Raw genomic sequence first — 13,945 nt, 5'->3', positions numbered from 1 at the left:
CCCGCCATGCCCGACAGCAACGTCGATTCCGCGCTGCGCCTGCTGATCGTCGACGAGCGCGTCGAGGATGCCGAGGCCGTCGTCAGCGGCCTGCGCAACGCGGGCATCGCGGTCCGGCCGTTGCGCGCGGAGTCTTCCGACGAGCTGGGCCGCATGCTGACCGGGCAGATCGTCGACGTGGCGATCGCCGCGCACGCGGCGGCCACGCTGCCCTTCGCCCAGGCGATGCAGTGCATCGCCGACAGCGGCCAGGACGTGCCGGTGATCGCGCTGCTCGACCGGTTCGAGGAGGCCGACTTCGTCGACGCCGTCGTCAGCGGCGCGCGGACGGTCGCGCTGCGGCACGCGCCGCAGCAGTTGCTGGCCAGCGTGCGCGACGCCTGGGCCGACCGCAAGGCGCGGCGCAGCCTGCGACGGCTCGAGGCGCGCGTGCGCGAGAGCGAGCGCCGCTGCGACGCGCTGATCGACTCCTCGCGCGACCCGATCGCCTACATCCATGAAGGCATGCACATCCGCGCCAACGCCGCGTACCTGGAGATGTTCGGCTACGGCGACTTCCAGCAGATCGAGGGCGTCTCGCTGCTCGACATGGTCGCGCCGCAGCACGTCGATGCGTTCAAGGCCCTGCTCAAGTCGCTCAGCCGGGGCGAACCGCCGCCGCCGCGGCACGAGATCGAGGCGCGCGACGCGGACGGCCACGCGTTTCCGGCCGCGATGGAGTTCACCGCCGCGCAGTACGAGGGCGAGCCCTGCCTTCAGGTCGTGTTCCGGCGCCGGGAGCTGATCGATCCGGAGCTGGCCCACGAACTCGAGGCGCTGCGCCAGCGCGACCACGTCACCGGCCTGCTGAACCGCCCCGCCTTCCTGCGTGCGCTCGAGGACGCGGTCGACGATGCCGCACGCGGCGAGTCGCGGCACGGCTTCCTGATGATCGAGCCTGACCGCCACCAGCTGCTGCTGGCCGACATCGGCCTCGACCATGCCGACGACCTGCTCGCGGCCGTGGCCGCGCGGCTGGCGTCGCTGCTCGATCCGTCCGCGATCGCCGCGCGCTACGGCGGCAACACGTTCGCGGTGCTGCTGCGCGACGGCGACTACCACGCCACCGCCGCACTCGCCGAGCGCCTGCGCGCCGGGTTCGCCGGCCACGTCTTCGAGATGGGCGACCGCTCGAGCGTGGTGACGCTGAGCATCGGCGGCGTGCAGATCGGCGAGAGGAGCGCGAACGTCGCGCAGGTCCTGGCCCGGGCGACGCAGGCGCTGGAATCGGCATCGGGCACCGGCGGCGATCGCAGCGACGTGTTCGACCCGGGCGCCGCCGACCGGCTCGAGGAGGAGCGCGTGCAGGCCTGGATCGCACGCCTGCGCGGGGCGCTCGAGCACGACGGCTTCGTGCTGCACTACCAGCCGGTCATCAATCTGCAGGGCGACACCGCGCCGGTCTACGAGATCCTGCTGCGGCTCGACGGCGGCGACGGCGAACTGATCGCGCCCGGCGCGTTCCTGCAGATCGCCGAGGACAACGGCATGCTCGCGCAGATCGACCGGTACGTGGTCGCGCGCGCGATCGCGGCGATCGCCCGCCGCCTGCGCGAGGACCAGCCCACGACGCTGCTGGTGAAGGTCAGCCAGGCCTCGCTCGACGGCGACGCGCTGGCGGAATTCATCGGTGAGCTACTTGCGCACCACCAGGTGCCGGGCGAATACCTGGTCCTGCAACTGCCCGAGTCCAAAGTGTTCACGCACCTCAAGGCGGCGCAGGCCTTCGCGGCGCACATCGGCCGCTTCGACTGCCGGTTCGCGCTCGAGCAGTTCGGCGCGGGCCTCGATTCCTTCCAGCTGCTGGCCCACCTGCAGCCGCACCTGCTCAAGCTCGACCGCAGCTTCACCCAGGGGTTGCCGGCCAACGCCGACAACCAGGCCCGGATCGGCGAGATCGCCGCGCGCGCGCGCCAGATCGGCATCCGCACGATCGCCGAGTTCGTCCAGGACGCGGCCAGCATGTCGATCCTGTTCGCCGCCGGCATCGACTACGTGCAAGGCAACTTCCTCGCGCCCGCCGGCCCTGGCATGCACTACGACTTCGAGTAGTTCGCCGGTCTCGTTCAACCCGGGAGCACGCCGAGATCGTGTAACAGCTTTGGGCGAAACAATCCTCGCTCATTGAGCACAGGTGACCGTACTCCCGACCCCCGCGGCTCCAGCGAGACTGGGAGTCTCGCTTCGCTGGGTGAGTCCACGTCCGACTTCGGATGGGCATCGGCCCGCCGGCCGGAAGCCGCTCTCCCCTCGGCAGGCCCGCTTCGCGGCCCGGCCACGCGAAGCACGCGTGGCGTTCGCATGGATGCGCGGCATGCCGCGCACGCCATCCATGCTCACCCTGTCCTGACTCGGGCGCGCGCCATCCATGGCGCGCTTGGCGCGGCCACCGACCGTCAGTCCGCTGCTGCGGACGCTTGCAACCCGACTTCGGTAGACGCGGCGAGGTCCGCTGCAAGAAGTCGCGCCCCTTCGGGCCCAGTGCGTCGTGCTGGTCGGGGATTGCGATAGCGGGCCATGGATGGCCCGCGGCGGCGAGTCAGCCAGGGATGGCTGACCGAGCCGGGGAGCAGTCCCCGGCCGGCACGACGCGCTCTCCGGAGAAGCACGCCATGGTCTAGCAGACAGAAGCACGATCCCCCGACTTCGGTAAAAAAAAGCCCGCCGAAGTGGCGGGCTTTTCGTTTCACCGCAGCGCGGGGCTCAGGCGACGACGCCCTGCCGGACGCTGCTGCCGTCGAGGTTGGCGTTGCGCAGCGCGGTGATGCGCTCCTCGAGCGGCGGATGGCTCATCAGCAGCCGCTTGAGGCCGCCGCCGACGCCGCCGCTGATGCCGAACGCCGCGACCTGCTTGGGCAGCGTGCTCTCGCCGTAGGTCTGCGCCAGCCGCTCGAGCGCGGCGATCATCTTCTCGCGGCCGGCCAGCTGCGCGCCGCCAGCATCGGCGCGGAACTCGCGATGGCGCGAGAACCACATCGCGATCATCGACGCGAACAGCCCGAAGATCATGTCCAGCACGAACACGATCGCGAAGTACGCAATGCCGCCACCGCCGTTGTCGCGCCCGCCGCTCAGATAGCCGTCGATCGCGCGGCCGACCACGCGCGCCAGGAAGATCACGAACGTGTTGAGCACGCCCTGCAGCAGCGTCATCGTCACCATGTCGCCGTTGGCGACGTGGCTGACCTCGTGCGCGAGCACGGCCTCGGCCTCCTCGCGCGTCATCGCGCGCAGCAGGCCGGTCGATACCGCGACCAGCGAAGCGTCGCGGCGCGCACCGGTCGCGAACGCGTTGATCTCCGGCGCATCGTAGATCGCGACCTCGGGCATGCCGATGCCGGCCATCTGCGCCTGTCGCTGCACGGTCGTCAGCAACCAGCGCTCGGCCTCGTTGCGCGGCTCGGTGATGACCTGCGCGCCGGTGAAGCGCTTGGCCGACCACTTGGAGATCGCCAGCGTGAAGAATGCGCCGCCGAAGCCGAACAGGGCTGCGAATACCAGCAAGCCGGCGTAGGTCGACGGATTGATGCCGAGGACCGCCATGACGATGCTGACGAGCGCCAGCACGGCGAAGTTGGTGGCGATGAGGAGGGCGTAGCGCTTGAGCATCGGGGGCCTTTTCGGGGTCTGCTGCGTCTGGCGGGATCGGTGTGCGAAGAATCTGCGCACGGACGCCCATGATTTCAATTCGCGAGCGGCGATGCCACAGTGTGCACCACGTGACAGTTCATGTTCGAGACAGTTCCGGCGCGATGCCGTCCCCTCCGCTCCCCGCCCTGCCCTGCGGTCGCTTCGCGCCCTCGCCCACCGGCCCCTTGCATCCCGGCTCCCTGGTCGCGGCCCTGGGCAGCTGGCTGATGGCGCGCCGGGCCGGGGGGCAGTGGCGCGTCCGCATCGAGGACGTGGACCGGGCGCGCGAGGTCGCGGGCGCCGCCCGGGCGCAGCTGGCGATGCTGCGGGCCTGCGGGCTGGACTGGGACGGCGAAGTCGTGCGCCAGAGCGCGCGCGACGCGCACTACCAGCGGGCGCTCGATCGCCTGCTGGCCGACGGCCACGCGTTCGTCTGCCACTGCAGCCGCAGCGCACTGGCGGCGGTCGGCGGCGTGCATCGTGGCCCCTGCGTCGCCACCGGCCCGCGGCCGGACCCGGCGATCCGCCTGCGCGTGGCGCCGGGGACGCGGATCGCCTTCGACGATCGGCTGCGCGGCCGGATCGAGCAGGACCTGTGGGCCGACGTCGGCGACTTCGTGCTGCGACGCGCCGACGGACTGTGGGCGTACCAGCTCGCGGTCGTCGTCGACGATGCGGACCAGGGCGTGACCGAGGTGGTCCGCGGCGCCGACCTGCTCGACTCGACGCCGCGGCAGATCCTGCTCCAGCGCCTGCTGGGGCTGCCGACGCCGCGCCATGTGCACCTGCCACTGCTGCGCGACGCCGCCGGCCGCAAACTGTCGAAGTCGCTGGGCGCCGCCGCGCTGGATCCGGCCGAACCACTGCCGGCATTGCGCGCCGCCTGGCACGCATTGGGACAGGCGCCGCTGCCCGCCGACGCGCTCGAGACCTGGCGGGCGCAGGCGCTCGCGCGCTTCGATCCGGCCCGCATTCCCACCGACGACGCCCCGTGGTGCGTCGCACACTGGACGCGCTCACCGGCATGACTAGACTGGCCTGTCGTCGCCATCGGGGCGACGCGCACATCGCAACGGGAGGGCGGCAATGAACGCACGCGTGGCACTGGTCACCGGCGGGACCGGCGGTATCGGGACGGCCATCGTCAGGCGGCTGGCCGACAGCGGCTATCGCGTCGCCACCAACTACCGCAACGCCGAAAAGGCGCAGGCCTGGCAGCGCCAGCTGCGCGAGGACGGCTACGAGGTCGCGATCGCGCCAGGCGACGTCTCCGACCACGTCGAGGCCGAGCGCATGGTGCGCGAGATCGAGTCGCAGCTCGGCCCGATCGACATCCTGGTCAACAACGCCGGCATCACCCGCGACGGCACGTTCCACAAGATGCAGCCGCAGCAGTGGCAGGACGTGATCGGCACCAACCTCAACTCGGTCTACAACGTCACCCGCCCGGTGATCGAGGGCATGCGCGAGCGCAAGTGGGGCCGGATCATCCAGATCAGCTCGATCAACGGCCTCAAGGGCCAGTACGGCCAAGCCAACTACGCCGCCGCCAAGGCCGGCATGCACGGCTTCACCATTTCGCTGGCGCGCGAGAACGCCAAGCTGGGCATCACCGTCAACACCGTCTCGCCCGGCTACGTCGCCACCGACATGGTGATGGCGGTGCCCGAGGAGGTCCGCGCCAAGATCGCCGCCGACATCCCGACCGGCCGCCTGGGCCGACCGGAGGAGATCGCCTACGCGGTCAACTTCCTCGTCGCCGAGGAGGCCTCGTGGATCACCGGCTCCAACCTCGACATCAACGGCGGCCACCACATGGGCTGGTAGCCCCGCGCGGTTTCGCGCAGGCGGCGACCTCGCCGCGCATGCAGGCCCGTCCATACCGCGGCGGGCGGTCCGCGGCGCATCCGGATGCGGCCGTATTCATGCCTTTCGTCCAGTTGCGCCCTCTTCCACGCTGCGCCATGCTGCGCGGCATCAAAGACTTGAGTACCGGCTTCATGGGCGCCACGCGCATCATCAAGAAGTACCCGAACCGTCGGCTCTACGATACGGAAATCTCCAGCTACATCACCATCGAGGACGTGCGCCAGCTGATCGTCGACGGCGAGAACTTCGAGGTGCGCGACGCCAAGAGCGGCGAGGATCTGACCCGCTCGGTGCTGCTGCAGATCATCGCCGACCAGGAATCGGACGGCGAGCCGGTGCTCTCGACCCAGCTGCTGAGCCAGATCATCCGCTTCTACGGCGATTCGATGCAGGGGTTCATGGGCAGCTACCTGGAGCGCTCGATGCAGGTCTTCCTCGACCAGCAGCAGCAGTTCCGCCAGCAGATGGGCGGCCTGCTCGGCCAGACGCCCTGGGCGATGATGAACCAGCTCACCGAGCGCAACCTGGAAATGTGGAAGGAATTCCAGAAGACCATGATCGGCGGCGTCCGCGACGAGCGGCCCGGCGACAAGCGCGGCCGCTGAGCCGCGCCGCCCGCGCGGTGCGCCGGTGCGCGCCGCGTCCCTTCCGGACATGGAGTCTTCCCGCATGACGCCTTCTCCGAGGATCGCGCTGGTCACGGGCGGCCTGGGCGGCATCGGCCGCGCGATCTGCGCGCGCCTGGCCGCCGACGGCTGCCGCGTGGTCGCCGCCGACCTGCCGCCCGATGCGGCGCGCCTTACGGCCTTCGCCGACGACCCGGCGACGCGGCAGGTGACGGTGCTGGCGCTCGACGTCGGCGACTTCGACGCCTGCGCGGCGGCGGTCGCCGATGTCGAGGCCCGGCACGGCCGGCTCGACATCCTCGTCAACGCCGCCGGCATCACCCGCGACGCCACGCTGCGCAAGATGTCGCGGGCGCAGTGGGACGACGTGCTGCGCATCGACCTCGACGGCGTGTTCAACCTGTGCCGCCACGCGGTCGAGGGCATGACCGCGCGCGGCTTCGGGCGCATCGTCAACATCAGTTCGGTCAACGGCCAGACCGGCCAGTTCGGCCAGACCAACTACGCTGCCGCCAAGGCCGGCATGCACGGCTTCACGATGGCGCTGGCGCGCGAGACCGCGCGCAAGGGCGTGACCGTCAATTCGATCTCGCCCGGCTACATCGACACCCCGATGGTGCGCGCGATGCCCGACGCGATCCGCGAGGGCATCGCCGCGACGATCCCGGTCGGGCGCACCGGCGCGCCCGACGACATCGCGCGTGCGGTCGCGTTCCTGGCGGCGGACGAGGCGGGCTACATCACCGGGGCCAACCTGCCGATCAACGGCGGGCTGTTCATGAGCTTCTGAGGCGGCGGGCGCGCCGCAGCAGCGCCGCGTCCAGCGCCCAGACCGCGAGCATCGACAGGCCGACCAGCGGGAACAGCAGCCCGCCGACCGCCAGCAGCGCGGCGACCGTGCGCATCGTCCCCGGTGCCGGCACCGGCGGCACGCCGAGCCCGCCGCGCGGGCGCCGCTTCCACCACGCGACCGCGCCGCTCGCACACAGCACGACGATGCCGGCGCACGCGACCAGCAGCACCAGCTGGTTCGCCAGCCCGTACTGCTGGCCCAGGTGCACGTTGATCGCCCACTCCAGGCCGCGGCCGAGTGGCCCGTAGTCGGCGTAGCCCATGTCCAGCAGTACCCGTCCGCTGTACTGGTCCAGGTGCACGACCCGCTGGCGCGCCAGGTCGGCCGGATAGACCGAGGCGGTGTAGACGCCGTCGCGGCCCGACGGCAGCGAGATCGCATAGCCCGGCGCGAGTCCGAGCGCGTCGAAGCGCGCGACGGCCGCGTCGAGGCCGATCGCACCGGGCTGGCCGGCGAACCCGGCCGCGCCCCCGCCGCCGTGTCCGGCGTGGCCGTCGGTCGAGCGCGGCAGCCGCGCCTGTTCGAGCGACCACGCCGGCCGGGTGGTGTCGGACAGACGCTGCCCCGACATCGGCACCTGAACGCGCACGCCGGCCGGGTAGCCGAAATCGTGCCCGTTCGCCCACTCGTTGACGGTCTTGCCCCACACGGCCGACCACGGCATGCCGGTCGCCGCCAGGAACGCCAGCGCGCCGCCGAACACCAGGCCCGACACGGCATGCAGGTCGCGCCAGAACAGCCGCGACGCAGGCCGGCCCCGCACGCTCACCACGCCGCCCCGGCGCCCGCGCGGCCACCACAGGTAGAGGCCGGTCGCCGCCAGCAGGATCGCCCAGCCGGCGGCGAGTTCGATCGCGAGGTTGGCGAACCGCCCGAACCATTCGAGGCTGTGCAGGCGCCGGATCGTCAGCGACGCGGTGCCCTCCTCGAGCAACTGCCCGAGCACCCGGCCATCGTGCGGATCGACGTAGACCACGACCCGCCGCCCGTCGGCGGCGACGATGCCCACCGCCGCACTGGCGTCCGGCCGTGCCGGCGCGACGTAGCGGAAAGCCTCGCCGGGTTGCCGTGCCAGCGCCGCGGCCACCGACCGCGAGACCGGCACCGTCTGCGCCGATGGCGCGACGACCATCAGGGCACGGTGCACGGCACGGTCGATCGCCTGCGGGAACAGGTACGCCGCGCCGGTCGCCGCGAGCCAGACCAGGCACGGCAACACCAGCAGGCCGGCATAGAAATGCCAGCGCCAGACCGCGCGATACAGGCGCGCGGCCTGCGGCCGCTGCGCCTCTCCGCCCCCGGACGCGGCGCTCACAGTTCGCGCCGCCAGCTCAGCGACAGCGTCCTGCCCTCGCCCGGCGAATAACCGCTCGAGCCGCTGTCGTACCACGCGTAGACGTGCCGGCGGTCGGTCGCGTTGCGCAGCTGCAGCGCGAGTTCGTCGGCATCGCCCAGCCGCCATGTCGCGCCGAGGTCGAGCAGTGCGCGCCCGCCGGTGCGGCCCAGCGTGTTGCTGCGCTCGAGGAAGTAGTCGCCCTGCGCATGGCCCCAGGCCGACAGCCGCAGCCGGTCGCCAGGCTGCCACTCGATGCCGGCGGTGGCGAGCCAGCGCGGCACGTTCTCGACCTCGCGCCCCTGCGTCTGCGGCGCCGCGGGATCGGCCACGACGATGCGCGCCTGCTGCCGCGCGAACGACAGCCAGGCCTGCCAACGCTCACGCAAGGCCAGGTCGAGCCGGGCGTCCCAGCCGTGGCGCCGCGTGCGGCCGACGTTGCCGACCTCGCCGGCATCGACCGTGCCGTCGACGCCGAGGATCGTCGCGACCTCGCCCGAGGCCCGCTGCTCCCAGTACGCGAGCCGTGCCTGCGCGCCCGTCCACGGCGCGAACTTCAGGCCCGCCTCCCAACCGTCGTTGAGCGACGGTGCCAGGTCGCCGGCCTGCATCCGGTAGGCGGCGTTGCCGGTGCCGATCTGGAACGTCCGGCCCCAGTTCGCGTAGGCGACGGTGCCCGGCGCGAGATCGTAGGCCATGCTCAGCTTGGGCTGGCCGATGCTGCCGTACCGGTGCACGGGCGCGCGCTGGCCGCTGGCGACGTCGAGGAAGTCCCCGCCGATCCGGTCGATGCGGTAGCCGGGCACGAGCTTGAGCCGCGCCACCGGCCGCACGATGGCCTGCACGTAGGCGCCCCGGGTGTCGAGCGCGAAGTCCCAGTCGCGCAGCGTCGCCAGGCGTTCGCCGGCCTGCGTGCGGTAGCGGCGCGAGGCGTTGTCCTGCCACTGCCCGTCCACGCCGAACTCCAGCGCGAACGCGTTCGGACCGAATGCCGCCGGGCGCCAGGTCGCGGTGGCGAGCAGACCATGGTGGCGCTCGTCGCTGTCGCGCTCCTGCTGCGCGCCGGCGGCGGTGAAGCGCACCAGCCGGACGTTGCGGTAGCGGTTGCCGTAGGCGGTGGCGGTCCAGTCGAGCGCCGCGCCCAGGCGGCCGTCGGCATGCAGCGCGAGCTGGGTCGTCCGTCGCCGGCTGCGATCGTCGCGGGCGTAACCGGGCGAGCTGCGCGGCGCGGTGCGCGCGGTCTCGTAATCGAGGTAGCCCGCCTCCAGCGCCTCGTGCTCGAACAGGCGCAGGCTGGCGCCGACGCGCCAGCGCGCGTCGGCGCCGGAGACGTACCACTTGCCCGAGGCGCCGCGCTGGATCGAGTCGGCATGGTCGCGCTCGCCGTCGCTGCCACGCCAGAACGCGGCGTAGTTCTGGGTGACCCCGCCGCGCTCGATGCCGTGGACGGCCTGCAGCTCGCGCGTGTCGAAACTGCCCACGGTCGCGGCGATCCGGCCGCCATTGCCGCCGGTCCTGGTGAGCACGTCGACGCTGCCGGCGATCGCATGCAGGCCGTGGCGCGCATCGTTGGTGCCGCGGACGATCTCGATCGCGTCGATCTCCAGCGGGAACACCGCGTCGAGATACGGCATGCCGCCGGCGTTGTCGTTCGCCGGCACGCCGTCGATCAGCAGCTTGACCGCATTGATCCGGCCCTCGCCGTTGAAGCCGCGGAACGAGAAGCGCCCGGCGTCGGTGCCCATCGCGAACCGGGTCACCTGGACGCCCGGCGCGCGTGCCATCAACTCCCAGCTGTGGGCGACGGGCGGATCGTGCAGCACGTCGGGGGCGAGCACGTCGACCGACGACAGCACGGTGCTCGCGTCCAGCGCGCGGCGCGTGGCATCGACCCGCACGCGGCCGAGAGTGAGGACCGGATCGCCGGCATCGACGGGGGGCGGCGCATCGAGGGCGGAGGCCGGCGACGGCGCGTCGGCGGCATGGAGGACACTGCACAGGCACGCGCACAGGCACGCGCCGAACGTCGCCGCGGTGCGCGGCGATCGTGGGAGGCGACACATGGTGGGTGGATCTCCGGATCGGGGGCCCGCGGCGGGCCTGTCGGCGCGCCGCGGTGGTGTCCGGTCCCGCACCCGTGCGCCGGCGTTCGTCCGCGGACGGCGTCGGCGATGCGCGCACCGCCGGCCGGGCCGGCAGGCGGGCATGCAAGGAGCGAAGGCGGAACCGGGCTCGGCCGCGCGTCGCGGCCAGCGCCTCAGGCCGCCAGCGGCGGTCCCCGCACCGGATGGGCCGGCCAGGGGGCGCGCCCGGCGACCGGCGCCGCGGCCCGCGCCACGGCCGGGGCCGCGGCGGGGCACGCCGCCAGCAGCACCAGGCAGGCCAGCAGCGGCAGCAGCCGGCCGACCAGGGCGCAATAGCCGCACGCGGCCTCGTCGCCGTGCCCATCGGGGTCGCAATGGGGATCCCCGGCCGCGTCATCGCGTACTGCCCCGGGCCCGGCGCGATCGTGGCCGTGGCCGTGGCCGTGGCCGGACGCCGCATGCGCACCGTGGTGCCCGGCCGGCGCGGCGACCTCCGTCATGCCGTGGGACGTCGCCGCCAGCCAGCGGCTGGCCGTCGGCGCGAGCGCCAGCAGCGCCATCGCCGCGAAGGCGAGGCACCACAGGGCCGATTGCAGGGGTCCCCGACGTCTCACCGCGTCATTGTCGCCAACGCACGCGACGCGCGCCCGCGACCATCGGTCGCAGGCCCCGCGTCAGCGGGCCGCGGTCTGTGCGTCCTCACAGAACTTCGCCCGGTACTCGAGCGCCTTGGGGATCAGCGCTTCCAGGTTCTGGATGCGGGTGCCGGGATTGGGATGGGTCGACGCGAACTCCGGCGACGACTGTCCACCGCTGGCCTCGCCCATGCGCTGCCACAGGGGCACCGCCTCGCGCGGGTCGAAGCACGCCGCCGCGGCGAGCATCAGCCCGACCACGTCGGCCTCGGTCTCGTGCTTGCGCGCGTACGGCAGCAGGTAGCCGTAGCCCATCGCCGCCATGACCATCTGCTGCTGCTCGGGATCCATGCCACTCATCGCGCCGGCGGTCTGGCCGATCTGGGTCAGCCGCTGCTGGGCCATGCGCTGGGCACCGTGGCGCAGCAGCGCATGGGCGATCTCGTGGCCCATCACCACCGCCATCGCGTCGGCGTTCTGCGCCACCGGCACCAGCCCGGTGTAGACCGCCATCTTGCCGCCCGGCAGGCAGAAGGCGTTGGCCTGCTCGGAATCGATGACGTTGACCTCCCAGTCGAAGGTCTCGGAGAAACGCGTCGGCGCCAGGCCGTTCTCGCGCGCCAGCTCGGCCTCGACCACCTCGACCTTGGCGATCAGCCGGTCGGCGATCGTGCGCACGTCGCGGGCGACCTGGCTGTCGGGCGCCACCGGACGCTCCTGGCCCAGGATCTCCTGGTAGGCCTGCAGGCCGAGCGCCTTCTCGTCGTCGACGCTCAGGGCGCGGTCGATCAGCACCGTCTCGCCGGTGACCGGATCGACCGACCGGTTGGAGACGTAGTAGTACGCGCCGTAGAGCCCGAACAGCAGCAGGATCACCCACCGCAGGTTGAAGCCCCGACGCGGCGCACGGCCCGGCTGCTGCCGGCCGCGCCCGAAGGGATCCTGTCTCATCTCGTTCTCCAGTGCCGGTGGCCGGCGGCGGTCAAAGGTCGCGGACGACGCGGAAGCCGATTCTGGCATTGGTCGTGTCGACGGATGCCAACGCGCGCCAGCTGGCGCGGGTCTGCGCCGGGGAACTGGCCCACGAACCGCCCCGGATCACCTGGTCGCGGCAGCCCGGGTTGAGCCAGGCCGAGCCGTCCTCGGGTGCGCGGCGGTAGGTCGCGTGCCAGCAGTCGGCCATCCATTCGCTGACGTTGCCGGCCAGGTCGTACACGCCCCAGCGGTTGGGCGGGAAGCTGGCGACCGGTGCCGGCCCCCAATGGCCGTCGCCGTAATCGGCGAAGGCATTGCCCCAGGTGCGACCCGACGGCGATCGGTCGAGCGCGCCGGTGACGTTGCCGGCCTCCTCGGGCGGCGTTCCTTCGCCCCATGGCCAGTGCTCGCTGGTGCCGGCGCGGTAGGCGTACTCGAACTCCGCCTCGCTCGGCAGCCGGTAGCGCTGCCCGCTCTGCGCCGACAGCCAGTCGACGTAGGCCTGGGCGTCCTTGGCGCTGACGTGCAGCACCGGCATCGTGTCGCCGGCCGGCCGGCCGACGTAGTCCGAGCGCCAGTCGACGTTGCTGCGGCGCAGGAAGTTGCCGGTCCGCTCGTCGTAGACCATCGAGAACCCGCGGCGCACCGCGCGGGTCTGATGACCGGTCGCGTCGATGAAGCGACGGAACTCGCCGACGCTGACCTCGCGCACGCCGATCGCGAAGCCACGCTCGAAACGGACCGCGTGCCGCGGCTTCTCGTTGTCCTCGGCGGTCTCGTCGCCGGGCAGCGCGCCCATCATGAAACCACCGTGCGGCAGCACGACCATCTGTGGCCCGCGCGCCCCGCCCTCCAGCGCATCGGTGAACACCTGCCCGGGCCGGAAATCGCCGTAGTGGACCGCGCGGTCGATGCGCTCGCGCAGGTCCAGCGCCACCGGGTCGCCCGGCGAGGCGATCGCCAGGATCTCGGCGAGCCGCGCGCGCGCCGTCGCCACGCCGTTGATCTTCGGCAGCGCCTCGACGCCGGCATCGCGCAGCCGCTGGATGCGCACCGCGCGCATGTGCGCGATGCGCCGCTCGGCGTCGGGCACGGTCGCAAAGCCCGGCCGGATCGTCGTGGCATGCGCCAGCCAGCGCGCGGCGGTACGGAAATCGCCCTGGGCGCCGGCGTCCTCGGCCCGGCGGATCAGCGCGCTCTCGACCGCCGCCAGCCCCTGCAGCGCACGCGGCTGTCCCGGCCGCAGCGCCGCGGCCTCGCGGAAGCCCGCCAGCGCGCCACCGCCCGCCTCGCCCAGTTCGCCGGCGCCGAGCGCGCGCTCGGCCTCGCGGTTGAGGTCCCAGAGCCGGTCGCTCTCGTCGACGCGCTCGAGATAGCGGACCACCGTCTCGTCGTCGGCGTCGAGATAGCGCGCGACCGCCGCGAACTCGTGCGCGGCGCGCAGGCCGGCGATCGAGTCGCGGTTGTCGGCCTCGTCCAGCGCGCGGTCGCCGAGCGCGAGCAGCCGCGCCTGCGACCGGCGCAGCCCGTTGCGCGCGGCCCGCTCCTGGCCGGGCACCTGGCCAAGTGCCAGGTACAGCGGGATCGCCGAGTCGGCGGTCGCGTACAGGTCGTCGGCCGCGAGCGCCTCGGCGGCGCGGCGACGGGCGTCGTCCGCGTCGTCGGGTGCGATCTCGACCGGCGGCGGTTGCCAGTTGAGCTCGCCGGCGATCCGGTCGTCGCCGCTGATGGTCACGCTGCCGTCGCCGCCCGCCGCCGCGTCCTCGCGCGGCATGTCGCGGTCGCAGCCGGCGGACAGCGCCAGCAACGCACCCAGCACCCCGACGACGACACGTGCGCGCAACCCTGGCTCCCATGACCGCATCGCGTCAGATTAAGCCATCGCGGCTGCGGGCACGACG

At 72.6% G+C, this 13,945-nt stretch carries 11 protein-coding genes; 5 read left to right on the top strand and 6 right to left on the bottom strand.

The genetic code is table 11. The annotated features are described in order from the left end of the window. Positions 1 to 6: 6 nt before the first annotated feature. The gene (locus WQ56_RS04390) at positions 7 to 2,091 is read left to right on the top strand and encodes a bifunctional diguanylate cyclase/phosphodiesterase (protein ID WP_047135837.1); all 2,085 of its coding nucleotides are present in this window, start codon (positions 7 to 9) and stop codon (positions 2,089 to 2,091) included. 651 nt (positions 2,092 to 2,742) lie between these two features. Here the strand turns inward: WQ56_RS04390 and htpX are convergent. Beyond that, positions 2,743 to 3,648: a protease HtpX gene (htpX, locus tag WQ56_RS04385; RefSeq protein WP_047135836.1), complete on the bottom strand. Its 906-nt coding sequence runs from the start codon at positions 3,646 to 3,648 to the stop codon at positions 2,743 to 2,745. Positions 3,649 to 3,791: 143 nt separating this feature from the next. Between htpX and gluQRS the strand changes: the two genes are divergently transcribed. The 4 genes from gluQRS (at position 3,792) to phbB (WQ56_RS04365) (ending at position 6,954) form a co-directional block, all read left to right on the top strand. Then, positions 3,792 to 4,697 carry a tRNA glutamyl-Q(34) synthetase GluQRS gene (gene gluQRS / locus WQ56_RS04380; RefSeq protein ID WP_047135835.1) on the top strand — a complete coding sequence of 302 codons (906 nt, stop codon included), beginning with the start codon at positions 3,792 to 3,794 and terminating at the stop codon, positions 4,695 to 4,697. A 58-nt stretch (positions 4,698 to 4,755) separates the two neighbouring features. Further along, positions 4,756 to 5,496 carry an acetoacetyl-CoA reductase gene (phbB, locus tag WQ56_RS04375; protein ID WP_047135834.1) on the top strand — a complete coding sequence of 247 codons (741 nt, stop codon included), beginning with the start codon at positions 4,756 to 4,758 and terminating at the stop codon, positions 5,494 to 5,496. Positions 5,497 to 5,669: 173 nt separating this feature from the next. After that, on the top strand, positions 5,670 to 6,143 hold the full coding sequence (phaR, locus tag WQ56_RS04370; RefSeq protein WP_047135938.1) for a polyhydroxyalkanoate synthesis repressor PhaR: 474 nt from the start codon (positions 5,670 to 5,672) through the stop codon (positions 6,141 to 6,143). A 64-nt stretch (positions 6,144 to 6,207) separates the two neighbouring features. After that, the gene (gene phbB, locus WQ56_RS04365) at positions 6,208 to 6,954 is read left to right on the top strand and encodes an acetoacetyl-CoA reductase (protein ID WP_047135833.1); all 747 of its coding nucleotides are present in this window, start codon (positions 6,208 to 6,210) and stop codon (positions 6,952 to 6,954) included. Here phbB (WQ56_RS04365) and WQ56_RS04360 read toward each other — a convergent pair. The 5 genes from WQ56_RS04360 to WQ56_RS04340 all read right to left on the bottom strand — a co-directional run bounded on the left by WQ56_RS04360 (position 6,941) and on the right by WQ56_RS04340 (position 13,887). Continuing rightward, positions 6,941 to 8,332: a PepSY domain-containing protein gene (locus WQ56_RS04360; RefSeq protein ID WP_197076432.1), complete on the bottom strand. Its 1,392-nt coding sequence runs from the start codon at positions 8,330 to 8,332 to the stop codon at positions 6,941 to 6,943. The two genes, phbB (WQ56_RS04365) and WQ56_RS04360, sit on opposite strands and share 14 nt — an antisense overlap. Continuing rightward, positions 8,329 to 10,413, bottom strand: coding sequence for a TonB-dependent receptor (locus WQ56_RS04355; protein ID WP_047135832.1), 2,085 nt, complete (start codon positions 10,411 to 10,413; stop codon positions 8,329 to 8,331). Before WQ56_RS04355 ends, WQ56_RS04360 begins: the two co-directional genes overlap by 4 nt. A 194-nt stretch (positions 10,414 to 10,607) precedes the next feature. Beyond that, positions 10,608 to 11,048 carry a DUF2946 family protein gene (locus WQ56_RS04350; protein WP_231583351.1) on the bottom strand — a complete coding sequence of 147 codons (441 nt, stop codon included), beginning with the start codon at positions 11,046 to 11,048 and terminating at the stop codon, positions 10,608 to 10,610. Between the two features lie 60 nt (positions 11,049 to 11,108). Beyond that, positions 11,109 to 12,020, bottom strand: a complete 912-nt coding sequence (locus WQ56_RS04345; protein ID WP_047135830.1) for a M48 family metallopeptidase — start codon at positions 12,018 to 12,020, stop codon at positions 11,109 to 11,111. A gap of 31 nt (positions 12,021 to 12,051) precedes the next feature. After that, on the bottom strand, positions 12,052 to 13,887 hold the full coding sequence (locus WQ56_RS04340; RefSeq protein ID WP_231583350.1) for a formylglycine-generating enzyme family protein: 1,836 nt from the start codon (positions 13,885 to 13,887) through the stop codon (positions 12,052 to 12,054). Between the last annotated feature and the right edge of the window lie 58 nt (positions 13,888 to 13,945).

Origin of the sequence: Luteimonas sp. FCS-9, assembly GCF_001014645.1 — a bacterium.
GTDB lineage: Bacteria > Pseudomonadota > Gammaproteobacteria > Xanthomonadales > Xanthomonadaceae > Luteimonas.
Note: the sequence above shows the minus strand (reverse complement) of the source record. Positions and strands in the feature narration are given on the sequence as shown.